This window comes from Clostridium sp. AM58-1XD, from assembly GCF_003464085.1.
In the GTDB taxonomy this organism is placed as follows: domain Bacteria; phylum Bacillota; class Clostridia; order Lachnospirales; family Lachnospiraceae; genus Lachnoclostridium_A.
In genome coordinates this window covers 65,054-88,281 of sequence record NZ_QSDR01000017.1, presented here as the reverse complement: position 1 = coordinate 88,281, position 23,228 = coordinate 65,054, and the positions used below count along the sequence as shown (strand labels likewise).

The 23,228-nt window shown below is 45.4% G+C and carries 25 protein-coding genes, 2 tRNA genes and 1 pseudogene; 24 read left to right on the top strand and 4 right to left on the bottom strand.

The features are described 5' to 3' along the window. Positions 1-14 precede the first annotated feature (14 nt). The 5 genes from DXA13_RS12095 (at position 15) to DXA13_RS12075 (ending at position 4,977) form a co-directional block, all read left to right on the top strand. Positions 15-1,085: an alcohol dehydrogenase catalytic domain-containing protein gene (locus DXA13_RS12095; RefSeq protein WP_118244778.1), complete on the top strand. Its 1,071-nt coding sequence runs from the start codon at positions 15-17 to the stop codon at positions 1,083-1,085. Positions 1,086-1,103: 18 nt separating this feature from the next. Then, positions 1,104-1,985 carry a CoA ester lyase gene (locus DXA13_RS12090; protein ID WP_118244776.1) on the top strand — a complete coding sequence of 294 codons (882 nt, stop codon included), beginning with the start codon at positions 1,104-1,106 and terminating at the stop codon, positions 1,983-1,985. A gap of 24 nt (positions 1,986-2,009) precedes the next feature. After that, the gene (locus DXA13_RS12085) at positions 2,010-2,309 is read left to right on the top strand and encodes a hypothetical protein (RefSeq protein WP_118244774.1); all 300 of its coding nucleotides are present in this window, start codon (positions 2,010-2,012) and stop codon (positions 2,307-2,309) included. Next, positions 2,255-3,421, top strand: a complete 1,167-nt coding sequence (locus tag DXA13_RS12080; protein ID WP_118244772.1) for an aldehyde dehydrogenase family protein — start codon at positions 2,255-2,257, stop codon at positions 3,419-3,421. The genes DXA13_RS12085 and DXA13_RS12080 overlap by 55 nt, the downstream gene beginning before the upstream one ends. Positions 3,422-3,510: 89 nt before the next feature. Next, the gene (locus tag DXA13_RS12075) at positions 3,511-4,977 is read left to right on the top strand and encodes a hypothetical protein (RefSeq protein WP_118244770.1); all 1,467 of its coding nucleotides are present in this window, start codon (positions 3,511-3,513) and stop codon (positions 4,975-4,977) included. A gap of 213 nt (positions 4,978-5,190) precedes the next feature. On the opposite strand, the gene DXA13_RS12070 is transcribed toward DXA13_RS12075, so the two are convergent. Then, positions 5,191-6,783, bottom strand: a complete 1,593-nt coding sequence (locus tag DXA13_RS12070; RefSeq protein ID WP_181995648.1) for a DUF262 domain-containing protein — start codon at positions 6,781-6,783, stop codon at positions 5,191-5,193. A 207-nt stretch (positions 6,784-6,990) separates the two neighbouring features. On the opposite strand from DXA13_RS12070, the pseudogene dhaK reads away from it, so the two are divergent. From dhaK to dhaM, 3 genes and pseudogenes are all read left to right on the top strand, one after another. Continuing rightward, positions 6,991-7,979, top strand: a pseudogene (gene dhaK, locus DXA13_RS12065) (dihydroxyacetone kinase subunit DhaK). Positions 7,980-8,007: 28 nt separating this feature from the next. Beyond that, complete coding sequence (gene dhaL, locus DXA13_RS12060) at positions 8,008-8,631, top strand: dihydroxyacetone kinase subunit DhaL (protein WP_118244765.1); 624 nt, start codon at positions 8,008-8,010, stop codon at positions 8,629-8,631. Positions 8,632-8,647: 16 nt separating this feature from the next. Beyond that, the gene (gene dhaM, locus DXA13_RS12055; RefSeq protein ID WP_118244763.1) at positions 8,648-9,028 is read left to right on the top strand and encodes a dihydroxyacetone kinase phosphoryl donor subunit DhaM; all 381 of its coding nucleotides are present in this window, start codon (positions 8,648-8,650) and stop codon (positions 9,026-9,028) included. Here dhaM and DXA13_RS12050 read toward each other — a convergent pair. Further along, positions 9,025-9,651, bottom strand: coding sequence for a hypothetical protein (locus tag DXA13_RS12050; protein ID WP_118244761.1), 627 nt, complete (start codon positions 9,649-9,651; stop codon positions 9,025-9,027). The two genes, dhaM and DXA13_RS12050, sit on opposite strands and share 4 nt — an antisense overlap. 479 nt (positions 9,652-10,130) lie before the next feature. On the opposite strand from DXA13_RS12050, the gene mscL reads away from it, so the two are divergent. The 10 genes from mscL (at position 10,131) to DXA13_RS12000 (ending at position 16,530) form a co-directional block, all read left to right on the top strand. Continuing rightward, the gene (mscL, locus tag DXA13_RS12040; protein WP_347559840.1) at positions 10,131-10,604 is read left to right on the top strand and encodes a large conductance mechanosensitive channel protein MscL; all 474 of its coding nucleotides are present in this window, start codon (positions 10,131-10,133) and stop codon (positions 10,602-10,604) included. A 212-nt stretch (positions 10,605-10,816) separates the two neighbouring features. Beyond that, positions 10,817-11,239, top strand: coding sequence for a hypothetical protein (locus DXA13_RS23115; protein WP_347559836.1), 423 nt, complete (start codon positions 10,817-10,819; stop codon positions 11,237-11,239). Then, positions 11,236-11,562, top strand: a complete 327-nt coding sequence (locus tag DXA13_RS23110) for a hypothetical protein (protein ID WP_347559835.1) — start codon at positions 11,236-11,238, stop codon at positions 11,560-11,562. The genes DXA13_RS23115 and DXA13_RS23110 overlap by 4 nt, the downstream gene beginning before the upstream one ends. A 12-nt stretch (positions 11,563-11,574) precedes the next feature. Continuing rightward, a complete protein-coding gene (locus DXA13_RS12030) occupies positions 11,575-12,753 on the top strand; it encodes a cation diffusion facilitator family transporter (RefSeq protein ID WP_118244755.1) in 1,179 nt (392 codons plus the stop codon). A 77-nt stretch (positions 12,754-12,830) separates the two neighbouring features. Continuing rightward, entirely contained in the window at positions 12,831-13,406 is a 576-nt protein-coding gene (locus tag DXA13_RS12025; RefSeq protein WP_118244753.1) for an RNA polymerase sigma factor, read from the top strand. Positions 13,407-13,433: 27 nt separating this feature from the next. Continuing rightward, complete coding sequence (locus DXA13_RS12020; RefSeq protein WP_181995647.1) at positions 13,434-14,918, top strand: hypothetical protein; 1,485 nt, start codon at positions 13,434-13,436, stop codon at positions 14,916-14,918. A gap of 104 nt (positions 14,919-15,022) precedes the next feature. Next, positions 15,023-15,295 carry a type II toxin-antitoxin system HicB family antitoxin gene (locus tag DXA13_RS12015; RefSeq protein ID WP_118244751.1) on the top strand — a complete coding sequence of 91 codons (273 nt, stop codon included), beginning with the start codon at positions 15,023-15,025 and terminating at the stop codon, positions 15,293-15,295. A gap of 227 nt (positions 15,296-15,522) precedes the next feature. Continuing rightward, a tRNA-Gln gene (locus tag DXA13_RS12010) sits at positions 15,523-15,591 on the top strand. 79 nt (positions 15,592-15,670) lie between these two features. Next, positions 15,671-16,393, top strand: coding sequence for a nuclease-related domain-containing protein (locus DXA13_RS12005; protein WP_118244749.1), 723 nt, complete (start codon positions 15,671-15,673; stop codon positions 16,391-16,393). A 65-nt stretch (positions 16,394-16,458) separates the two neighbouring features. Further along, positions 16,459-16,530 (top strand) — tRNA-Gln (locus tag DXA13_RS12000). 741 nt (positions 16,531-17,271) lie between these two features. Here DXA13_RS12000 and DXA13_RS22440 read toward each other — a convergent pair. Both DXA13_RS22440 and DXA13_RS22435 read right to left on the bottom strand, forming a co-directional pair. Then, positions 17,272-17,775: a nucleoid-associated protein gene (locus tag DXA13_RS22440; protein ID WP_278287050.1), complete on the bottom strand. Its 504-nt coding sequence runs from the start codon at positions 17,773-17,775 to the stop codon at positions 17,272-17,274. Positions 17,776-17,798: 23 nt separating this feature from the next. Then, complete coding sequence (locus tag DXA13_RS22435) at positions 17,799-18,281, bottom strand: nucleoid-associated protein (protein ID WP_278287046.1); 483 nt, start codon at positions 18,279-18,281, stop codon at positions 17,799-17,801. A gap of 391 nt (positions 18,282-18,672) precedes the next feature. Here DXA13_RS22435 and DXA13_RS11990 point away from each other — a divergent pair, with 391 nt between their 5' ends. The 6 genes from DXA13_RS11990 to DXA13_RS11965 all read left to right on the top strand — a co-directional run bounded on the left by DXA13_RS11990 (position 18,673) and on the right by DXA13_RS11965 (position 23,175). Then, complete coding sequence (locus tag DXA13_RS11990; protein WP_118244747.1) at positions 18,673-19,389, top strand: acyl-ACP thioesterase domain-containing protein; 717 nt, start codon at positions 18,673-18,675, stop codon at positions 19,387-19,389. Positions 19,390-19,392: 3 nt separating this feature from the next. Further along, entirely contained in the window at positions 19,393-20,226 is an 834-nt protein-coding gene (locus DXA13_RS11985; RefSeq protein ID WP_118244745.1) for a S1-like domain-containing RNA-binding protein, read from the top strand. A 10-nt stretch (positions 20,227-20,236) separates the two neighbouring features. Then, positions 20,237-20,827, top strand: a complete 591-nt coding sequence (locus tag DXA13_RS11980) for a methyltransferase domain-containing protein (protein ID WP_118244743.1) — start codon at positions 20,237-20,239, stop codon at positions 20,825-20,827. A 121-nt stretch (positions 20,828-20,948) separates the two neighbouring features. Continuing rightward, positions 20,949-21,797, top strand: coding sequence for a YitT family protein (locus DXA13_RS11975; RefSeq protein ID WP_243009091.1), 849 nt, complete (start codon positions 20,949-20,951; stop codon positions 21,795-21,797). Between the two features lie 278 nt (positions 21,798-22,075). Then, positions 22,076-22,672, top strand: a complete 597-nt coding sequence (locus tag DXA13_RS11970; RefSeq protein ID WP_118244741.1) for an ATP-binding cassette domain-containing protein — start codon at positions 22,076-22,078, stop codon at positions 22,670-22,672. Further along, positions 22,669-23,175 carry a TOBE domain-containing protein gene (locus DXA13_RS11965; RefSeq protein WP_118244739.1) on the top strand — a complete coding sequence of 169 codons (507 nt, stop codon included), beginning with the start codon at positions 22,669-22,671 and terminating at the stop codon, positions 23,173-23,175. The genes DXA13_RS11970 and DXA13_RS11965 overlap by 4 nt, the downstream gene beginning before the upstream one ends. Positions 23,176-23,228 lie beyond the last annotated feature (53 nt).

Here is a 23,228-nt window from a genome sequence, read left to right as displayed (position 1 = left end):
AAGAGGTATTTGAAATGAAAGATATTCCCAAGATGATGAAGGCAATGGTTCTTACGGCCTATAATCACCTGGAATTACAGGAAGTGCCGGTACCTGTTCCCCAGAGAAACGAGGTGCTGTGTAAAATCAAGGCAGTGGCTATTTGCGGAAGCGATCCTCAGATTATACGTGGAGACAGGCCAGGAGAATGGCCGCAGAAATTCCCTCATATATTGGGCCATGAATGGGCAGGAGAGATTGTAGCACTGGGGGAAGGAGTTACGGAATTTCAGATTGGAGACCGGGTTGCCGGAGAAGCTCATGCAGGCTGCGGGTATTGCAGAAACTGTCTGGCGGGGAATTATACGATCTGCTTAAACTACGGAAAACCGGAAACAGGAGCACGCCACTTCGGATTTAATTATAATGGTGCAAATTGTGAATACAATGCTTATCCAACAAAGGCGGTCCATCGTATTCCAGATGGTTTAAGCTATGATCATGCAGCGCTTTGTGATATATGCGGTGTTGCAATGCACTGTATTGACAGAGTAGGGATTACCACGGCGGGTACGGTAGCCATATTTGGACCAGGGCCGGCCGGCGTAGCTGCTATGCAGATCGCAAAAGGCTACGGAGCTGCTCGAGTTATTATGATTGGACGAGGCGACAGATTACAGCATGCTAAGGAGTCAGGGGCGGATTACATTGTGGATATCAACAAAGAAGATCCTGTGGAAGCCGTTAGGAAGATTACAAATGGTTTCGGCGTTGATGAGGTCCTGGAATGTTCAGGCGGCGCCGCTACTCCTGTACAGGGAATGAAGATGCTGAAGAGAGGCGGAAGAATGGGGCTGGTAGGCCATTATCACGACCCTGATCTGAAGATTCCTAATCTTACAGACATGATAAGCAACGAATTGACCATATATGGTTCAAGAGCGAATCCTGGAGTTTCGGAGGCCGTTTTGTCCATGCTGGAAAGGAAAGTCATTGACGGGGATACATTAGTTACCCATAGATTCCCGCTGGAAAAATACCAGGAGGCGATGGATGTTTTTGTGGGACGCAAGAACCACAGCCTAAAAGTTGTCATTAATCCGTAAATACAGGAGGTGGTATTTGTGAAAACCAGATATGCAAGGAGGTCTCTTCTATACATACCGGGAAGCTCTCAGAAGATGCTGGGAAAGGCCGCAGATGTCAAGGCAGATGCAGTTATTCTTGATTTAGAAGATGCGGTCAGCATCGACGAAAAGGATCATGCACGCAGATACGTGGCCGACGTTCTTCCCCAGCTGACAGGTGGAGACAGAGAGATCATCGTCAGAATTAATTCAGCAGATACGTCATGGTGTTATAAAGATATAACAGCCGTGGCGGGATTGGGAATTAACACGGTTATTGTTCCAAAGGCAGATGAAAGATCCCTGATCGCAGTGGATACCATGCTGGAAGCTGTAGAAAAGGAGCTGGGATTGGAAATCGGAACAATTGGCATAGTACCTCTTTTCGAGACGGCCTATGCAATTGCAAATGCTTACAGAGTATTAGGCGTTTCGCCCCGCATTGATGGGGTTCAGCTGGGAGCAGAAGACCTTACAAAGGAACAGGAGATTGTCAGGACGTCCGAAGGAAACGAAATACGATATGCCAGACAGCAGCTGGCGATGGCAGCCAGAGCCAGGGGGATTGATATTTTAGATACTCCCTATACGGGCATTAAAGATCTGGATGGACTAAGAAGAGATGCGCAATATGTTAAATCAATTGGCTTTACGGGAAAGACCTGTATTCACCCTGGCCATATTGAGATAATCAACGAAGTGTTCTCACCTTCCGCAGAGGAGATTGACTTTGCCAAAGGCGTTGTAGAAGCCTTTGAAATATCCGTGAAAGAAGGCAAGGGCGCGTGTATGTACCGCAATAAAATGGTAGATAAACCGGTAGCGGAAAGGGCTGTAAAATTGCTGAATAAAGCAAAAAGGCTTGGGATTAACGGTTAACACATGATTGAAGGAGGAGTTGTCATGGAAGTTTCTAAAGAAACAGAACAGTATATCGGCGGACTCGTAAGCAGAGCGCGGGCAGCAATGGATCAGATTCAGAATCTGACACAGGAAGATGTCCGCAGAATATCCAAAGCCATTGGATGGCTGGCGATTAACAGAGCAGAGGAATGGGCGGATTTCAATTACAACGAGACAAAGATGGGACGTATTCCCAGTAAGATTGACAGAACGAGGCCCGTGCGAGAGGGATTACACGGGACCATATGTTTGCAAAAACAGTGGGAGTCGTGGAAGTGGATGAGGCAAAGCAGCTGGTAAAGATCGCAAAGCCAGTAGGAGTTGTCGCATCACTTGTTCCCACAACCGTGCCGATGGGAGTCGTATTTATTGGAGCTATGAATGCAATTATGGGCAGAAATGCAACCGTATTTTCCCCCCATCCACGCGCCAAAAAATCTACTATGCTGGCTTGTGAAGACATTCGTAAGCTGCTTGTAAATATGGGATATCCGGCGGACCTGGTTGTATGTATTGAAGAACCAAGCTTAGAGAAGACCAATTCCCTTATGCAGCAGGCTGATCTGATCGTTGCAACAGGCGGAAAGCCTATGGTTAAAGCGGCATATTCATCCGGAACACCTGCGTTCGGCGTAGGAGCAGGCAATGTAGTAGTTGTCATTGATGAAACGGCAGATTTCAGGGACGCAGCAAACAAGATCATGACTGCGCAGCTGAATGATTATGCAATCGGCTGTTCTACAGAGAATGCAATGGTAATACAGCAGGATGTTTACCAGGAGATGATGAAAGAGTGTGTGGAATCAGGCGCTTACATCTGCAATGAGGAAGAAAAGGCCAAAATGCAGGAGTTCCTCTGGAAAGCACCAGGAAAATTAAATCCTGACGCGATCTGCCTTCCGGCCCCGGTAATGGCTGAAAAAGCCGGATTTAAAATTCCGGAGGACAGGCAGTGGATCATTGTTGAAGAGAGCGGATATGGACCTCAATATCCATTTTCCGGAGAAAAACTTTCAGTTATTGTAACCGCTTATAAATATGATACATTTGATCATGCGATTGAACTTGTAAACGGCATTCAGGCCTACAGCGGAGCAGGACACTCCTGCGGAATTCACAGCTTTAATGACGAGCATATCATGGAATATGCCATGCGTACACATACAAGCCGTGTAGCTGTCCGTATGACCGTAGGTACATCCAACGCAGGAAACTGGAATAACGGAATGCCGTTTACGATTAACCTGGGCTGCGGAACATGGGGAGGAAATATTACTTCTGAAAACGTAACATGGAAGAATTATATTAATACAACATGGGTTGCGCGGGAGATTCCGAACTATACGGTGCCTACAGATGAAGAATTATTCGGGAACATTCCGGATGAAAAGATCTTTGAGGGATTAATCTAAACTTACATCGCAACAGGGGGCATGGCGGTCCTGCAGGGAGTAGGGCCGCCATTTGGAAAACAGAGTTTATTCAAAAAGGAGAAGATTGTATGACAAATATTCCTGAAAGACAAGCATACCCAATTCCGGACTTAAAGAGTCCAATGAAAGAAAAAGTTGTCATTAAACCCATACTTTGGACGATGTACCATATTAATGCATATCAGGGGCCCTGCAGATATGGACAGGGCTACGCGTTAACAACAGAGGCCGATATAGAAACAAGCCAAAGGGAATTTAAGCGTTTTCAGGAACGGATTGCAGAATCGGTAGATGCCGATAAAGCGGAGATTTTGGAACCTGTGCTGCTTCACTGGAATGAGGATTTTATCATTCATCAGGATGTATGGGAAAAGGCATTGGAGGATGATAATAAAGCAGATATGTATCTGATTTGCGGCCTCCGCATATCCGGCTACTTTACCGTTGAGCTGGCAAAGCGTACGACAAAGGCCATTGCTTTTATTCCAAACGAAACTGCATATTCCAAATGCGATCAGGTAGATATGAGCGCCCATCTCATTGCCCTTGGGCGCAAGGAAGTATATGCCTGTATTGATATGGACGACGTGGTGCGTACGATTGATATCATGCGGGTCAAGAAAGTCCTGAGAAAACTGCGGATTTTCTTTCCGTTAAAAAGCGCTCAGCTTACATTCGGCTGCCAAAGCTCTTATCTGACCCTGGATCATGTGAGAAATCAGTTTGGTGTGGAATTTTCTCATATCAATGCCCAGGAGGTTTTCGATGTGATCGATGATCTTTCAGACGAGGAAAAGGCTGCGGCCAAGAAGCTGGCAGATGAGCTTGTTGAAAATGCAGCAGGCGTACATATGCCTGCGGAGTATATTGTTAATGACATGCTGTTTTATGCGGCAATAAAAAAACTCATGGCCGGCCATGACTGCAATGCATTTACGATTCCATGCTTTGAAGTATGCGCTACCCGTGAACTGAATAAACGGAAGTTCACCTTCTGCCTGACAAAATCCATGTTGAAGGAAGAGGGAATTCCGGCTGCATGTGCAGGCGATGTCTGTTCTGTAGTAACCATTGCAATGCTTATGGCAGTTGCTAACGCAGCCCCGTATATGGGCAATACGATGCCTTGGGACAGGGAAAACAATATATGCAGGATTCTCCACGATGTTCCTACCCGTTATATGAAAGGATTCGATCAGGATCCTCTTCCTGTGGAGCTGGTTTCTTTTGCAATGGATGGCTGGGGAACAACCCTCAGATACGATTTTGGCAGGGACAAGGGAGATCAGGTTACGCTCATTAATCTCAGTCCGGATATGAAACGGATCATGATTGTAGTTGGAACGATCGAGGGCTGTGATGATTATCTTACCCCGGAATGTAAGCTGGCTATGCGGTTTAAGGTAGGGGATATTGAGAAGTTTTTGGATGGACAGAAATATGTAGGCCATCACTTTGCTATGGTTTATGGTGATTACAGAGAACAGCTGACAGCTATTTCAAAGGATTATGGTCTGGAGATTCATCAGGCCTAAAGCGTCACAGAGAAAGCAGCCGCCAGAGCAGCTATAAATACAGAGGACATTGCGAAAAAAGCGATGCCCTCTGTATTTTTGTATGCTGTCCGATAAAATGACCATCAATAATCCATGCTACAAAAAGCGATTCAGAAGCGAGCAGGTGATTCGGCTTTTTGCAATCCCCTCTTTTAATATCCAAATATTCTATCAGATGATGAATGATTGCTGCTAAGTGGAGAACCGCTCCGCTGTAGCGACAATTTCCCTTGGATTGCTTAATTTGACGGTATTGCTGTATTTTCTCAGGTAAAGCTCATCCCCGCAATAGGAGAGCTGATTCTGGGGCGGAACAACGAGACAGATGATCGTAAATCCTTTATAATCGAATACCTCCATATGAGCCAGAACAGACAGGACGAGATGCCTGGAAAGATCGGAATGATCGATAAATTCCTTGATCTTTTTACAGTAATCCTCAATGGTGACATTCATGCGCTCTGCCTCCCTTTGAATTCCTACGATATAATGTCCGGCAATCTGTACGGGATGAATTCTGTCCAGCAGAGCAATCCGTTCTGCGTCAGACCGGCTGTCTGCGATTCCAATATAAAGAAAGCTGGGAGTAAGGTCCCCCAGGTTTGCCATTCCGCAGAGCGTGTGCAAAATCTGATCTTTCAGCTGGCAGTCGTAGGAACGATCCAGAGACAGGCGCAAAAAGCCCTGTTTAAATTCAAAACGTGCTGTCTCCAGTTTTGCGCGGCGGAGAGAATTTTCAAATTCTGAGGCTGCGCTTATTTTTTGATAGTCCATATCAGAAAAACTGCTGCCCAGCAGCCAGGTGGCATAATTTTTAATACCATGATACTGGGAGGCCGATTCGGATTTTTGAGGGATTAAAAGCTGAACGGCATTTAAAGCGTTATTGAGCCCGGAATTGTCACAGAAGGTCAAGCACTTTTTGATGGCCAGGTCGAAAGCGGCCAGATAAAGGAGAAAGAACGCCTCTCTGGAACGGTGGCTGTCTTCGCAGGAGAAGGTCAGACCGTCAAAAAAGGAAAAGACGAGCTTCATTTCCCGTATCAGTCGTTCGGCCGTATAGTCCTGCAGCCACTCCTCGGTTTTCTGATATTCAGCCGTGCCGAAAGTGTAGGAAAGGTTCAGCTGGTTTTCATCGTCTGTTTGAGGCACGTCTGACAATATGGACAGGACCAGTCTTGCTATCAGCACCTGATCTTCGCCCTGCCGCACTTCCTGTTCCGTAAAAAAGCCCAGCCGTCCCCAGATGCAGTCACGGAATTCCAAATCAGAAGCAGCAGATGGAAAGACCTCAGACTGACTGCATAATTCTGCAGATAGGATTTCTACGGTCTGGGCGAAGGTACCGGAAGTACCGGCCCGCCTCAGCTCCTGATAACTGAGCCGTTCTCCCGAGGTATTAATTACGCGGAACAGGTCCACAATCTCAGACGGCTCCTCAATTCCACTTAAAGTTACAAAGATCAGCGGCATGCTTAAAAACTGTACCTGCTTTTCCGGCGACAAAGGAGCCTGGCCGTCGCTGCAGCGAAAACCGTTGTCAATAAAGCGGGAAATGGTTCTTAACCGCTGCTGGCCGTCTACAATTTCGTAAGTTTGTCCGAACTTAGACTTTGCGATCAGTATGACACCAATAAAGTGGCCCTGGAGGACGCTTTCAATCAGGCCCTTCTGCTGAGTCTCATCCCAGACAAAATATCGCTGGTAAGGCGGGATCACCAGCTGGCCCGTCTGGAACCTGCGATGAGCTTCTTCTATTGTAATGGTTTGATATGTTTGGTTCAAGCGTACACCTCCTCTGCCGGCGGATACAGCGGTCTGCTGTACGAACACCGTTTCTACTATTTTAACTAAGAAGTGGTGTATGTGTCAATTGCCGCTTTGAAAGAAAGATTGAAAGCAGAAGTAAAGTACATTATAATAGAAATAAGCGGAAAATTATGCACATGTATACAGGTCCATGAAACTTCGGAAGGATGGAGGAATTCAGTGATGAAGAAAATTATCAATAATGTAGATCTGGTAGAAGATCAAATGTTTCTTGGTATGGTGAAAGCATATCCTCAGTATTTAAGAAAGCTGGACTGTGGCAATGTGGCGGTCCGATCCCACAAAAAGGAAGGCAAGGTCGCCATCATCAGCGGCGGAGGCAGCGGTCACGAACCGGCCCATGGAGGATATGTCGGGAAAGGAATGCTGGATGCAGCTGTATCGGGAGCCGTATTTACTTCTCCTACGCCAGACCAGATTTACGAGGGAATTAAGGCGATCGCAACAGAAGCTGGTGTTTTAATGGTTGTGAAGAACTATACCGGCGATGTGATGAATTTTGAGATGGCAGCGGAAATGGCGGAGATGGAAGGGATCCTCGTCAAACAGGTCGTTGTAAATGACGACGTAGCAGTGAAGGACAGTTTATATACGATAGGGCGCCGAGGCGTAGCCGGAACGGTATTTGTACACAAAATAGCAGGTGCAAAGGCGGAAGAAGGAGCAGACCTGGAAGCAGTCCAGGCGGCGGCACAGAAAGTTATTGACAATGTCAGGACGATGGGGGTGGCGATCCGGCCATGCACGGTTCCGGCAGCTGGAAAACCGGGATTTGAGATCGAGGATGGCGAAATGGAGGTGGGGATCGGAATCCATGGAGAACCAGGTACGCATAAAGAAGCGCTGAGACCTGCGACGAGATTGTCGACCTTCTGCTGGAGCAGATTTTGGCGGATATCGATTACAGCGGAAGAGAAGTTGCGGTTATGATCAACGGAGCTGGCGCGACTCCTCTCATGGAACTGTATATTGTCAACAACCGTGTTGCAGATGTACTGTCTGAAAAAGGAATCCGAGTCTATAAGACTTTTGTCGGTGAATATATGACGTCAATCGAGATGGACGGTTTCTCGATCTCTTTGCTGCGGCTGGATGATGAACTCAAAGAACTGCTGGATGCACAGGCTGATACGCCGGCCTTTAAAGCTTAGAATGTGGAATGGAACAGGAGAAATTGATATGGCAGACAGTAAGAAGGTAATTGCCGTGATTCAGGCAATCGGAGATAAAATCATAGAAGAAAAGGATTATCTGACAGAGCTGGATAATCCAATCGGGGATTCGGATCACGGGATTAATATGGCGAAGGGATTTACAGAAGTTAAAAAGAAGCTTCCTTCTCAGGAAAACAATGACATCGGAACGATCTTGAAAACAGTAGGAATGACACTTGTTTCAACGGTAGGCGGTGCTTCCGGGCCGCTATATGGAACTGCTTTCATGAAAGCGGGCATGGTGCTGGCAGGAAAAGAGCAGATGAGTTTTAACGATTTTCTGGCTGCTATGGACGCTGCGGTGGAAGGCGTTCAGATGCGCGGCAGGTCCACGGTTGAAGAAAAGACGATGCTGGATGCGATGGTTCCGGCGTTGAACGCCATGAAAGCAGCCTATGAGAGCGGCCAGGACAGCCGGACAGCAATAGAGGCCGGGGCCGCCGCTGCAGAAAAAGGTGCGGAGCATACAAAGGAAATCATTGCAACGAAAGGGCGTGCCAGTTATTTGGGAGAAAGGAGTCTGGGACACCAGGACCCTGGTGCTGTTTCATTTACCTATATGATTCAGGAGATTTCCAAGAACTTGTAAGGGGGGGGGAGCTTTTATGGTAGGAATAGTGATTGTGTCTCACAGCCGGAACCTGGCAGAAAGCGTAGTGGAATTTACCGCTGTTATGGCTGCGGAGGCGAAGGTTGCAGCTGCCGGCGGACTGGAAGACGGCGGATTCGGAACAAGCTTCGATAAAATATATAAAGCTGTGGACCGTGTATATTCGGAGGACGGTGTAATTATTCTGATGGATATGGGCAGCGCAGTAATGACTGCAGAGATGGTGATAGAGGCATACGGCTCTGACAGAATTCAAATGGCAGACTGCCCCCTGGTAGAGGGGGCAGTAGCTGCCACCATATATGCCGCCGGCGGTATGAATAGAGAAGAAATACTGAATTATTTGAAAACGGTAAAAGATACGCGTAAATTCTAAACCGGTTGATCCGTGACCTTTTCATCTGTGGGCATAGGGGTCATGGTAAACCACCGGCCATTTTCACTTACAAGTATTATGTCCGAATTGAAGGAAAGGTTCTGATAGATTTCGGATTCAGCAGAGATATGACATGCTTCGAAATCCTGCTGGGGAAGCTGCTCTGAGGAATTCAGCATAACCGTGCCGATCCATTCATATCCGTCAGGCGGCTCGGTAAACGTACTTGGCTGTGGATTGCTGTACAGGCGGCCATGAACCATCAGCATGGGCTGTCCAACGCCGTACATGCCGGTTGGCTGTTTGGCTTTAAACTCTTCTGTATAAACGATGACTTTATCAATTTCATCAATACCTTCCTCCCCATGACGTTTGATATGAGCTCTGGCTCTTGTGCCCATAGAGATATCACTCATTGACAGCTGGCGGTCTTTTTCATCATACAGAATATCTGCTGGAACACGCAGGCTGTTGACTTTGAAATCCGTATAATATGGAGGAAGGAAGGCCTTTTGACTGATATCATCCTGAAAATCCAGTCCGTCTGCCTTGGTGATTAACATATAGAAGCTCGGCGGCCTGAGCTCATCCGGTCCGAATTCTGTGACGAGGCCTCGATCCATAGGTGTCCGTCAGGATTCAGACGGCGGTCTGAAAGGAACCTGGCTGCGGTGCAGATCAGGCCAGAGCCAGAAAGCAAGTGGCTGAGATTAAAAAGCCGCGATGCTGCAGATCTTTCATCTTTTTCATATTTGATCCCTCCTGTCTGATAAAACTATACCACGGGAGAAACAGAAGTGCTTTCAGTTTTTCTTACAAAATTCATAATAAAAATGACAAAAGAAAGCCGCACAGCGAAAGGTGGGGCTGTAAGAATTCGCTTAACTTTTATCCATACCCATGATATAATGTCCGTAAAGCGGCATTCTATCTGCGCGGTCGCTATACCAGCGCATGAATGGTTTCTGCGCTGGCTGCAGAAAGCCGTGCGCCAGTCCTGAAGGAGGCTGCTATAGCCGCTTGCGGCTATGGTATAACAGCAGCAGATTGGCTGTTTTACCTGCGTATACAAAGGAAAAGGGGGAACTTATTCATGAAAAAACTGATGCAGGAATTTAAGGACTTTGCATTAAAAGGCAATATGCTGGATCTGGCAGTCGGCGTTATTATAGGCGGCGCTTTCAGCGGAATCGTAAAATCGCTGGTGGATGATATTATCATGCCTCTGATCAGTCTTCTTACAGGAAAGATTGATTTTACGAATATGTTTATCGCCCTGGATGGAGGAACATACGCAACGCTGGACGAGGCAAAAGCGGCAACTTCTGTCCTGGCATACGGATCTTTTTTAACAGGGGTAATCAACTTCCTGATTATGGCGTTTGTTGTATTTATGGTAATCAAAGAGCTCAATAAACTTTATAAGAAACCGGCGGCTCCGACAGAGCCTACCGAAAAAGAATGCCCATACTGCAAATCCAGAATCCCGCTTTCCGCGACGAGGTGTCCTCACTGTACGTCACAGCTGGTACAGAGTCCGGAAATGGAGACGGCTGCCAAGCAGGAGGTTTCATGAGGATACGTTCCTCAGAGCGGAACGTACATATAATCTATACAGCGGTAAAAATCAAGAGAGATCAGGGAGGGCCCTGCAGTGTTCTGCGGGTCCTTTTCTTTTTTAACAAGATAGGGAAAACCGCTGTTTTTCTTGTTTTTCGGACGGATTTGTAATATAATTAGTGCCTGCATATATTAATTTTACATATATGGGAAAGAGAAGAAAAAGGAATGCGGAATATAAAGATAGAGCTTCAATATGATGGAAGCAGATATGACGGCTGGCAGAAGCAGGGAAACACAGACCAGACCATCCAGGGAAAGATAGAAGGAATCCTGGAGAAGATGACAGGAACTGCAGTAGAGGTTCACGGTGCAGGCAGGACGGATGCGGGAGTCCACGCGCTGGCACAGACGGCTAATTTTAAGGTTCCGGATACATTTTCTGTGCAGTCGGTAAAGGAATACATGAATCAGTACCTTCCGGAGGATATAGCCGTGATTGGAGCAGAAGAAAAAGACAGCCGGTTTCACAGCAGGCTGAATGCTGTTACCAAACGTACCGCTATACCATTGAAACGAACAAAAAGAAGGGCGTTTTTGAAAGAAAATACGTTTATGGCCTCGGCAGACGGCTGGATATCGGGAAGATGAGAGAAGCCGCCGGATACCTTACGGGAGAACATGATTTTAAAAGCTTCTGTGCGAACAAGAAAATGAAGAAATCGACGATAAGAACGATATACGGCATAAAAATAGAAGAATGTGGGAGTAAGGTAATACTGACATTTTGCGGAAATGGTTTTCTCTATCATATGGTCAGGATTATGACAGGCACCTTGATTGAAACAGGGCTTGGAAAACGCAATCCTAAGGATGTTTTGGAGATAATAAAAGCAGAAAACCGGCAGGAAGCAGGTTTTACCGCTCCTCCGGAAGGTCTTTTTCTCGTTAAGGCAGAGTATGCAGAGGAATGAGAGTGAGCAGGAATGACAGATTTTTTAGTAAAAAAATTTATTAACAACTATGAAAATGTGCAGGATTCGAGCGTGCGGACCAAATATGGCCTTCTGGCCAGTGTAGTTGGAATCTGCTGCAATCTCCTGCTGTTTACAGTAAAGCTTTCTATCGGTATTTTTGTACACAGTATTTCTGTTATGGCGGATGCATTTAATAACCTGTCGGATGCGGCGTCGTCGATTATCGGATTTATCGGTGTGAAGATGGCAGAAAAACCTGCGGATGACGAACATCCCTTTGGTCATGGCAGAATTGAATATATTTCGGCATTTATTGTGGCGTTCCTCGTTATCCAGGTGGGATTTTCCCTGTTTAAAACGTCGATCGGAAAAATTAGAGAACCGGAGCCCATGAGCTTTCATCTGATTACCGTCGTGATCCTGATTCTTTCTATTGGCGTTAAGCTCTGGATGGGGCTGTTTAACAGCAGGCTGGGACGAAGGATTGACTCCAAGGTGATGATGGCTACTGCAGCTGACTCTCTTGGAGACGTGACGACTACTTCAGCGACGATCATTTCTCTTGTCGTATTCGGGATATGGGGGCTGAATCTGGATGGAATAATTGGTATCATCGTATCCGTTGTCGTTATGATTGCCGGAATAAATATTGCACGAGAGACGCTTGCTCCGCTGATCGGTGAAGCAATCGACCCGGAAGTATACAGGAAAATAAGCCGTTTTGTAGAATCATATGATGGAATTGTGGGAAGCCACGATCTGATCGTGCACAATTATGGACCTTCCAGGAGCATGGCATCCATTCATGCAGAAGTGCCAAGCGATGTGGATATCGAACGGTCCCATGAAGTGATTGATAAAATTGAACGGGATGCCCTGCGCAAAATGAATCTCTTTCTTGTAATCCATATGGATCCTGTAGAAGTTAAGAATGAAATCGTGAATCATTACAGGATTATGGTAGATGATATTATTGATAACCTGGATTCCAGACTGAGCATCCATGATTTTCGCATCGTGGACGGGGCAGAGAGAATTAATCTGATTTTTGATCTGGTTGTGCCGAGGGAATATATGGAAGCGGCCAGAGACAACCTGAAAAAGAAAGTCAGAGAAGAAGTAGCCAATAAAGACAAAAAATGCAGTTGTGTCATCACAATCGAAAGCAGCTTCTGTGCAGAAGACTGACAGAAATGAAAAAAATGTCCAGTTTGTGCAATAAGTTGCTGGTTTCCTGCATTAAGTTAATGAAAGGGTAGAAAACCATGTTGTTTATGGCAATGATGAGTCTGGGAGGAGAAAAGCGCACGCCTACCGATGAGGAACTGTTGGAACGCGTCGGAATGGGCGATGAAGAGGCTTTCAGACAACTATACCAGAGTACAGACAGAACCATATACAGTTTTATACTGTCCATCGTTAAAAACGTACAGGATGCGGAAGAGATTATGCAGGAGACATATCTGAAAGTGTGGACTTCCGCCGCCAGTTACAAGTCACAGGGAAAACCTCTGGCCTGGATGTTTACGATAGCCCGGAATTTATGCTACATGAAATTCAGGGATCAGAAACATCAGGCGGATATTGGGCTTGACGATTTAACAGGAGAAGAAACAGGAGAATTCTGCCCGCAGCTGGAGAATATCGCAGATAAACTGGCGCTTCAGGCAGCGCTGGAGATATTAAAGGAAGAAGAACGGCAGATTGTAATGCTGCATGCAGCAGCAGGAATGAAACATAGGGAAATTGCGGCCAGTCTTAAAATGCCGCTTGCTACTGTGCTGTCAAAATATAACCGAGCCATGAAAAAATTAGAGAATTATCTCGGAGAGGAGGAATAAGGTGAAACGCGATAAAATTGAATACCATTGAAGTCTGCTGTCGACGGGCTGAAGCCGGATGTTTTAAGCCGTATTGACCTTACGACTCCTCAGGAGGAAGCTCCGTTATGGCAGGAAAAAACGGATGAATCGAAGAAGGAGCGTGTGGTGTCCTTTGGAAAGAGATTCCGGGCATGGGGAATTGCGGCAGCTGCATGCCTTTGTGTGATTCTTGCAGGCAGCGGAGGTTATAATTTCTATTTAAATCAGCAGACAGAATCCATTATCGGTATTGATGTCAATCCAAGTGTGGAACTGTCAATTAATAGAAAAAATAAAGTGCTTAAGGCAATCCCTCTGAATGAAGATGCGGAGGCGATACTGGCTGAGATGGATCTGGAAGGCGTTGATTTGAACGTGGCTGTCAATGCGGTGGTCGGTTCACTTGTGACTCACGGGTATCTGGACGATCTCGACAACGCGATTCTTGTAACGGTAACGAATGACAGCATCAGCAAGGCGGATGTGCTTCGTCAGGAAGTGGTCGACGATATCGAACAGTCATTGATGGAAAATCAAGTTCAGGCTGTTGTGTATGACCAGCAGGTAATAGAAAAAGACGAGGTGAAGCAGCTGGCGGAGACTTATGGAATTTCCTATGGAAAAGCATATTTCCTTAACGAACTGATTGAGCAGAACAGCGGTCTTACCATGGACGATATGAAAGAACTTGCTCCGCTGACCATGGAAGAGATTGCGGAGAGAATTACGGACAGCTCTTACGCTTTGGGAGAGAGGACGCAGAAGAAGGAAACGTCTGCTGCAGAAACTGAGGAGACGACTCAGGAAAGTTCTTCTCCGGAAGAACCGACAACGCCGGAAGAGACGACGCAGGATACGTCAGCAGAGACAACGCCGTCGGAAACGACGACAGAGGCTGCGACAACAGAACCTGAAACAGAGGTGGAAGAAGAAGCTGAAAACCGTCTGAAGATCGATTTTGTTGACTATGAAGACGGAATTTTGACCATATATTTTACAACAAGCGTAAAGTGGAAGGATGAGACGGTAAGCATCCGTGATGAAAACGGCGAAAGCTATTCAGCCATGATCGAGGAAACCTATTCCGATTCCTGTGAAGTGAGTGTAAAGGGACTGGAAGGCGGAAAAACTTATAAGTTTTCGCTTGGCGGCGTGCGTCAGAAACAGGGCGGAAAGCCGATGAGCGTAACGGGAACCTTTGAGACGCCTATGATATCGGAGGAGGCAACAGAGGCTCCTGAAGAAGAGACGACGGCAGAGGAAACGACAGGTGAAATGACAACAGAAGCGGAGGAAGGCAGCAGCTCTTCCAGCCAGGAAACGACGTCAGACAGCAGTTCCGGAAACAAAGAGCCGACCGAAACAGAAAATACAGAAAAGGATACAAGCTCAGACCCGGAAGAAAAAAGTTCCGAAGAGACATCAGGGAAAGAAGAATCAGGCCCTAATAAGGAAAGCAGTTCAGGAAGACAGGAACAGACCGCTGAATAAAATTTGATTCCAGGTAGAAACTGCAGTAACTTTATGGTATAATAGGAGCACTTGGTGAGATGTTTTCGAACCTGGTTGATTATCGATAGAGTGAGGTACGAGTTATGAAATTTGTATATCCTGCAATTTTTAAGCCCAGAGAGGACGGAGGATATCACGTTGCATTTCCGGATTTGGAAGAATGCTATGCAGAAGGGGATACTCTCGAAGAGGCGATCGAACATGCCAAAGAGGCAGAAACTACATGGATATCCGTAGAGATGGAAGATGGAATTGAACTTCCTCAGTCAGCAGCAATTGACGAATCCAAACTGGAAGAAGGAAGCTTTGTACGCTCCGTCTCAGCAATTATCAAATTTGTAGATGATTACGATTGATCATCCGTAATTACAATAATGAGTCCGCCGAAATTTCCGGCGGACATCTTATTGTCAGGCCAAGGTCCTGCTTTCATTCTGCAGCAATAGAAAAATAGTTTGGAAGTGACTTCACTTCGCTGCAGCGACCGCGCTCGGCGCGAGAGATGGCTTTAGCGAACTCGCTGTTCATAAAAAAAGGCTTGACGGAATGAGATCCTTCATGTATAATACGATTTGTTGTTGTGATGGCTATCGCCAAATGGTAAGGCAACGGACTCTGACTCCGTCATTTCAAGGTTCGAATCCTTGTAGCCCAGTTTCAAGAAAGTCTGCAGACAAGATCTGCAGACTTTCTTTTCATTATATCATAAATTACAGTGGAGACCGACAAACATGCCTGTTTACATTATATTTTTTCTTCTGTTTGTAACAGCGGTTCTTCTGGCAAAAAAGACATACCGTTTCCGAAGATACAGGCGCTCAGAATACCGAATGGAAACAGGAAAACGGAGAAAAAAAATTGAAAATGACAAGGGTACGGCAGGAGAGTACGAAACTTCCCTGGTACTTGAGAAGATCAAAGGAAAGAAACGCTTTGTATTTAATGCATATATTCCGAAGGCTGACGGAAAAGGATATGTAGAAACAGATATTATCATGATTCATGAGAATGGGATTTTTGTAATAGAGAATAAAAATTATTCGGGAACGATTATCGGCAGAGCTGACAGGGAATTTTGGTGCCAGATTCTTCCGGGAAGAAAACGGTCCTTTTACAGCCCGGTATATCAGAACCAAAATCATATCAGGCATCTGAAAAGCTATCTCATAAGAGAACGGAACGGGCTGCCGGAAATTCCGATAGTTTCGGCGATCGTATTTAATGACGGCGTTAAACTGCGCCGGATCTGGCGTATGGGAACGTCCGACGTGATCGTCAGCCTGAGCAGCAGGGCAGCAGGAAAAATCAGGCGCCGGATTAAGCATATGGATTGCGTACTGGACGAAAGAGAAGTGGAGGATATATATAGACTCCTGAAAGACCGGTCGGAAGTATTCCGGTGGGTCAAGAAGAAACATGCAAAAAAAGTAAAAAAATATATGAAAAAGGCTTGACTAAATAGAAGATTATGGGTATAATAAACTCCGCAATCGCCAATAAGATTGTGAGTTTATATGAATTGGCTATCGCCAAATGGTAAGGCAACGGACTCTGACTCCGTCATTTCAAGGTTCGAATCCTTGTAGCCCAGCGCGGAAAAAACTGGTAATTACGAGGGATACCTTGTACTTTCCGGTTTTTTTGTTATATAGGAAAGTTCTCCGAACTATCCTATGTAACAAAAAAACCCTCCGGGCAGGGTCGCCCTGCGCCGGTAAGGAATGATGTCGCTGAAGCGACCCGCCGCAGGCGGAGAATCCCGCGAGCGGGATTCTTTCGTATGTTTCAAAAACTGACGTGAATTATAGTGCAACAAAAAGGAATGGATACCGATTTCACTAATCAGCACCCATTCCTAATACATTGTATCCATTGGACTTTACTCCTTTATGCTATTAATAATTTACAGTACTCTCAACTGCTTTTGATAATATCCTCTATTATCATCTTTGCTTCTATCTCTGATTTTAATACTTTCTCGTCATATTAAAACCATTTCCTGAGGATGATCTTATGTTCCCTTTGGACTATACCTCTCTTTCTTTAAATTTTTTATAACTCTTTGTTTGATATCTTTATTATACATAATAAGTTATAAAATGTCAATCAATTTTTGCTGTTAAAATAAAAAAACTTTAAATTGTCGAATTGACTAGAAAAAAACTAATTATTTAGAATAATATAAAAAAATAACAGTAATCATATTGCGCAAGGAACGGCAGTAGAAAGCGGTTTTGCACATGACTTCTCATAAAAATCCCCCTTACGGCATTTGTCCTATACGTGTAAGAGGGAATGACGGTTATCCATACAAAACGGATGTGCTGCATGTTTATCTGGAATCTAAATGTCCAATGTTCTTAATCAGTACCGAGATCGTTCCATCCGCGTTTGTAATAAACTCCACCCGGTCTGGATTTCTGTATTCTTCCATTGGAATAGTGATTTCAATTCCTGTATCCGTAGTCAGGTGCTGCTTCTGAAACTTTTTGATAGTTCTCTCACTTTTAGGCTGAACCACTTCTTTTTCCATGTGATATTTTTCCAGCTTTTTTTCAAAATCTTCCTGCATTTCCGGGCTGTCGGAAAAAACTTTTTCTTTGATTTCTTCTACCTGAATGCTTCCTTTCTCTTCCAGCTCCTTGCAGATGACATTCTTAATTTCCATTTTCCTTTCGGGAGCTTCGCTGCCGTAGTATTTGGAGTTTACCTGTTCTACTGCCTTTGTAACGATGTCAAGCCGCGATTTCTGAGACATGGGGGCGTGGCACTGAAGGAACAGTTCGGAAAAATAAAGGCGTTTTTCTCCGTTTACTTCATATTTCCGTTCGGTCAGAAGAATCTCTCCCGTAGACAGGTCTACAACGAAGCCTCGGAAAGTTTCTGCCCCTGGGCGGGGAGTAGCGCACGGTGGACGATGAAGTCATTGCTGTTTCCATTTTCCAGCTGCTTCGTGGAATGAGTATAGGACGTACGGTAGTTTAACTTCAGCAGAGCCATGTAATCATTGCCGCTGCAGCTGAAAACGAGCAGAGCGATATCGGCGGCAGGAATCGCAATATTGGAATTCATGATCTGGAAAAGGTTGACTGCCAGTTCCTTGCTGGTTTCCACAAAGTTCTCAGGCGTACAGTCGCGAATCAGCGCCATAGTAGGGGATTCATCAGAGAACTGACATATTTTGACATCGTCGCTTTCTGTAAAACGTTCGATGTGAGCTTTCAGAAAATCACAAAGGTCAGAGCCCAGATCGATGGGGTAATCGGAAAGCACAGGCATGGACATGGATGAGTCCAGAATGTGGATGATGCCGGCTTTCATAATCATATCGTCTTTTAACATAAATTTGTCCTCCGTTTATGTAAATGTACTATCGGAATCCTTTTACATCTTCCTTCACATCAGACATTGCGGTTGATTTTCCGCCGGCTGTGTACAAAGCTGCTCGGCGTACGCGCCGCATAAGCCTCATAAATTGGCGCACATCTGATGAAAAACCATCCTGCCAAATCGAACACAAAGAGATTCCTGAAGTACATGTAAAAGTATAGTAGAAATGGGAAGGATAATCAATAATTAAATTTTTTCGGTGTGAGAAATACCCCTCGCGCCTTTATTCCGTGAATTTTGAAAAATTTTTGTCGACAAGTTCCCTAAAGTCTGGACATTTAGTGAAAAAAGCTATATACTATAGTCTGGCAAAGTTTTTGATAAAGGAAAGGATAAGACCTTTATGTACACATTTGACAGCCGTGTGAGGTACAGTGAAACGGATGAGAATGGCAATTTATCTGTTACAGGAATCATCAACTACCTGCAGGACTGCTCTACATTTCAGTCGGAATCCCTTGGACTGGGTGTGGAGTATCTGAATCATCACAACCGTGCATGGTGGCTGTCTTCCTGGCAAATTATCATCGACAGGTATCCGCGATTGGGGGAGAAGATTGTGATAGGTACCTGGCCATATGATTTTAAGGGGATATATGGTTACAGGAACTTTACGATTCAGGATACGTCAGGAAATTATCTGGTACGGGCCAATTCCATCTGGTTTTTCTTCGATACGGCCGCCGGCCGTCCTGTAAAGGTAACAGAAGATGATGTGAGGGGATACGGAGATCCTCATGCAGAGCGTCTTAATATGGATTACGCTCCAAGAAAAATCGAAATACCACAAACATTTGTAAACGGAAACTCTGTTCAGGTTTGCAAACACCATATAGATACGAATCACCATGTAAATAATGCCCAGTACGTGGAAATAGCAAGGGAATTTCTTCCTGAAAATTTCAGGATCAGGGAACTGCGGATCGAGTATAAGAAGGCTGCAGTACTGGGAAATGTGATGATGCCGCGGATTAGCGAGACGGATGAAGGATATGTCGTGTCCCTTTGCGGGGAAGACGAAATCTTTGCAGTCGTCTGGTTTGGTGCGCAGAAAGGATAAGAAATGATTGAATTAGGAAAAGTACAGACGCTGAAAGTTTTAAGAATCAAGAATTTCGGTGTCTATGTGGGTGAAGAGGCGGACAGCGAGGCAAGTGTTCTGCTTCCGAAAAAACAGGTGCCAGAGGGAACAAAGGTAGGAGATGAGCTAAGCGTTTTCATTTATAAGGATTCAGAAGACAGGCTGATTGCAACAACAGGAGTCCCAAGGCTGCAGGTAGGAGAAGTAGGGGTACTGGAGGTGAAGGATGTAGCCAAAATCGGCGCGTTCCTCGACATGGGCCTGGAGAAGGATCTGCTGCTCCCGTTTAAAGAGCAGAATCATAAAGTAAAAATGGGTGAGAAGTGCCTGGTGGCTCTTTATGTGGACAAGAGCAAACGTCTGGCTGCTACCATGAGGGTATACTCTTATATGAGCAATGAATCGCCATACCACAAAGACGATTGGGTAACCGGAACGATTTATGAGATCAATGAGAACCTGGGGGCATTCGTTGCCGTAGATAACCGGTATTACGGCCTGATTCCAAGACGCGAGATGTTCGGTGAATATCACGAGGGCGAAATGGTTGAGGCGCGTGTGATTAAGGTTCGGGACGACGGAAAGCTGGATTTGAGCCCAAGGGATAAAGCGTATGTGCAGATCAACGACGATTCCGACCGGGTGCTGAAGGTCCTCGATGAATTCGAGGGTGTGCTCCCATTTAATGATAAAGTTTCCCCGGATATTATAAAAAGGGAATTTAATTTAAGCAAGAATGCATTTAAGAGAGCTGTAGGACATTTGCTGAAAGAAGGCAAAGTAAAGATTACGGATAAGACCATAGAGAGGGTATAGGAGGATTATTTTGGACTCGATTGATTATTATAATAAGTACGCTGCAAGAGTATTTGAAGACACCGCTGAGCAGGATATGAGTGATATCATGAAGGAGTTCCTGGAGTGTATGGAAGAAGGAGACACGATTCTGGATCTGGGCTGCGGATCCGGAAGGGACAGTCTGTCCTTTTATGAAATGGGATATGACGTGACTCCTCTGGACGCTTCAGAAGAGATGTGTAAACTGGCGGAAATACATACCGATCTGGAGGTGCTTCAGATGGATTTCCGCGAGATGGAATTTGATGACGCATTTGACGGTATCTGGGCGTGTGCCTCACTCATCCATATCCCCAAGAAGGAGCTTCCGGAGATACTGGACAGGATCTCGGAGGCGCTGAAAGAAGACGGGGTCGCATACATGTCCTTCCATGAGGGGGATTTTGAAGGTTTCAGCGGCGAACGTTATTTCAGCGATTACACTGCAAAAGAGATGGAGCGAATTATTAAAGAGTCTGATGGATTAAAAATGATTAAATTGTGGGAGACTGAAGATAAAGGACACAGTTCCAGCCATGAGAACGGAACATGGCTCAATGTTCTCGCAAGAAAAGCATAAAATTACCCGTATGGCCCGGATTGCATGGAAAATTGTGTCCGGGCCGTACCATATTTGTACGCAGGGAAACAGGGAGCTGAAGCCTTGTGTAATAAACAGGAAAGAAAAGAGGAAACAAAGGGTGTCTTATAAAAGAACAGCATTTACGGACTATTTAGTGATCGGCCTGGGGGCTTTCATGATCGCGTTTGCAATAAAGAATATTTATGATCCGATGGGTCTTGTAACAGGGGGAATTTCGGGTATTGCGATTATTTTAAAGGCGAAACTGGATATTCCTCTGTGGGCCACCAATACCGTGCTGAACATTCCTCTGTTTATATTTTCGGTGAAGTCACTCGGCTGGACCTTTGTAAAGCGGACCATATTTGCGACAGCCGCCCTTTCCGTATTTCTTGGCGCAATTCCATACTATCCCTTCCTGCATGAGGACATGCTCCTCACGGCCCTTTTCGGCGGCGTCATTACGGGAATCGGCACGGGACTTCTCCTGCTGTGCCATGCGACGACAGGAGGAACGGATACGATGGCTGTCTTGTTCCAGAGGAAGATGCGCCATATATCCATTGCCCAGATTCTGCAGATTCTGGACGGAATCGTTGTCATAGCCGGTATTTCCGTGTTCGGAATCACATGCGCCTGCTATGCGGTCATCGCGGTGATCTGCCTCGGAAAAGTTTCCGATAGTATTGTGGCCGGCGTGCATTATTCAAAGGTCGCATATGTGATTTCGGACCAGAAAGAAAAAATTGCTTCGGTCATCATGGAGCGGCTGGAACGGGGCGTTACGGATATCAAGGCGACGGGTATGTACACAGGCGACAGAAAAGATATTCTGTTCTGCGTTGTTTCACCGAAAGAGATCGTAGAAGTAAAAGAGATTGCGGCGGCAATTGATCCCAGGGCGTTCATCATCGTTACGGATGCCCGCGAAGTACGGGGCGAAGGATTTTCCGCTCACGAGGTATAGGGACGGAATAAAAAGAAAAATGACAAAGATTGCAGATTGGGAAAACTTCACAGGAAAAAATGAGAAATTAGATATTATTTTGTTATTTTGGTGTGTTTGATTTAACAATATACAAAATAGCTAAAAGCCTGCAATTGTTTTTGGTTAAATGGAATATGGATGAAAAATTGTCTGTCATGTTATGATATGCTTGTATATATTTTGTACTGAGCATGTATGAAAACGTGCTGAGTATTCATAGCATAAAAATGAAATGAAAGTCCAGGAGGAAGTTTGAGATGACCAGATTGTCATTAAGAAATGTAAATAAAAAATGTCCCAATAACGATATGGTAGTGAAAAATTTTAGCTTGGACATTGCAGATAAGGAATTCGTCGTTCTTGCAGGACCTGCGGGCTGCGGGAAAACTTTGCTGATCCGAATGATTGCAGGCCTGGAAGAAAGCAACTCCGGAGAAATTTATATTGACGGTGAACTTGTCAATGATAGGGAGACGAAGGACAGAGGAGTGGCTATGATTTTCTCCAATTATGCGCTGTATCCTCAGATGAATGTATATGACAATATTGCATTTGCTCTGAAGCTGGCGCGTATTCCCCAGGAAGAGATGGACAGAAGAATTCATGCAATTGCAGAATTTATGAAGATCGAGGGACTTCTCAGCAGGATGCCGGAGAAGCTTTCAGAGGAGGAAACCCTTCAAGCAGTCATTGCAAGGGCGATTGTAAAAGAGCCGAAGGTGCTTTTAATGGATGATCCTCTGATCAGAATTACGGGAGAGAATAAGACGACTATCGAGCATAAGATGGCGGAACTTAAAGAAAAACTGGATATTCCGATCGTATATGCACACAGGGACAGGAAGAGGCCATGACGATGGCCAGCAGGATCGTGGTTTTAAAGGAAGGCGAGATTCAGCAGGAGGGAACGCCAAAAGAGCTGTACAGCCATCCGGCAAATGCGTTTGTAGCCCGGTTCCTCGGTATGCCGTCGATCAATATGGTGGAGGCCTCCGTTGCGTCCAGGGAAGGCAGCATTGTTATTCGCTTTGATGAAAATGAGATTGTCCTTCCGGAAGAGAAAGCGTTCCGGCTTCGGAAAACGGAGTTTGAGGGCAAGAAGGTGTTCCTGGGGATCAGACCGGAAGACGTACAGGTGACATCTGCAGAGACATCGGAGGAAGCGGTTATGGAGGCTGCGGTTACAGGATGCGAAGAGGCTGGCGGCAGGACGCTGATTTATGCAAATGTGGACGACAACAGCTGGACAATCGTGGCAGAAGGGGCAGAATTCCAGCCTAATGATATGGTGAAACTAGCACTTGATACAAAAAAAGTACATATCTTTTGTGCAGAAACTGGAGACATTATCTGTTAAAGAAACTGAGATATGGCAAAAATTAAGCAAGCAGAAGCAATACCTGCTTGCTT

What these genes read in the sequence shown, in the direction of transcription:
- DXA13_RS23110 (WP_347559835.1), top strand. Translation starts at nt 11,236, where the DNA reads ATGAGAGAAGCCGCCGGATACCTTACGGGAGAACATGATTTTAAAAGC.
- DXA13_RS12050 (WP_118244761.1), bottom strand. Translation starts at nt 9,651, where the DNA reads ATGGATCGAGGCCTCGTCACAGAATTCGGACCGGATGAGCTCAGGCCG.
- DXA13_RS23115 (WP_347559836.1), top strand. Translation starts at nt 10,817, where the DNA reads ATGCGGAATATAAAGATAGAGCTTCAATATGATGGAAGCAGATATGAC.
- DXA13_RS22435 (WP_278287046.1), bottom strand. Translation starts at nt 18,281, where the DNA reads ATGTTAAAAGACGATATGATTATGAAAGCCGGCATCATCCACATTCTG.
- DXA13_RS12095 (WP_118244778.1), top strand. Translation starts at nt 15, where the DNA reads ATGAAAGATATTCCCAAGATGATGAAGGCAATGGTTCTTACGGCCTAT.
- dhaL (WP_118244765.1), top strand. Translation starts at nt 8,008, where the DNA reads ATGGCAGACAGTAAGAAGGTAATTGCCGTGATTCAGGCAATCGGAGAT.
- DXA13_RS12005 (WP_118244749.1), top strand. Translation starts at nt 15,671, where the DNA reads ATGCCTGTTTACATTATATTTTTTCTTCTGTTTGTAACAGCGGTTCTT.
- DXA13_RS11990 (WP_118244747.1), top strand. Translation starts at nt 18,673, where the DNA reads ATGTACACATTTGACAGCCGTGTGAGGTACAGTGAAACGGATGAGAAT.
- DXA13_RS11965 (WP_118244739.1), top strand. Translation starts at nt 22,669, where the DNA reads ATGACGATGGCCAGCAGGATCGTGGTTTTAAAGGAAGGCGAGATTCAG.
- DXA13_RS11985 (WP_118244745.1), top strand. Translation starts at nt 19,393, where the DNA reads ATGATTGAATTAGGAAAAGTACAGACGCTGAAAGTTTTAAGAATCAAG.
- DXA13_RS11970 (WP_118244741.1), top strand. Translation starts at nt 22,076, where the DNA reads ATGACCAGATTGTCATTAAGAAATGTAAATAAAAAATGTCCCAATAAC.
- DXA13_RS12080 (WP_118244772.1), top strand. Translation starts at nt 2,255, where the DNA reads ATGTTTGCAAAAACAGTGGGAGTCGTGGAAGTGGATGAGGCAAAGCAG.
- dhaM (WP_118244763.1), top strand. Translation starts at nt 8,648, where the DNA reads ATGGTAGGAATAGTGATTGTGTCTCACAGCCGGAACCTGGCAGAAAGC.
- DXA13_RS12030 (WP_118244755.1), top strand. Translation starts at nt 11,575, where the DNA reads ATGACAGATTTTTTAGTAAAAAAATTTATTAACAACTATGAAAATGTG.
- DXA13_RS12075 (WP_118244770.1), top strand. Translation starts at nt 3,511, where the DNA reads ATGACAAATATTCCTGAAAGACAAGCATACCCAATTCCGGACTTAAAG.
- DXA13_RS12025 (WP_118244753.1), top strand. Translation starts at nt 12,831, where the DNA reads ATGTTGTTTATGGCAATGATGAGTCTGGGAGGAGAAAAGCGCACGCCT.
- DXA13_RS12015 (WP_118244751.1), top strand. Translation starts at nt 15,023, where the DNA reads ATGAAATTTGTATATCCTGCAATTTTTAAGCCCAGAGAGGACGGAGGA.
- DXA13_RS12085 (WP_118244774.1), top strand. Translation starts at nt 2,010, where the DNA reads ATGGAAGTTTCTAAAGAAACAGAACAGTATATCGGCGGACTCGTAAGC.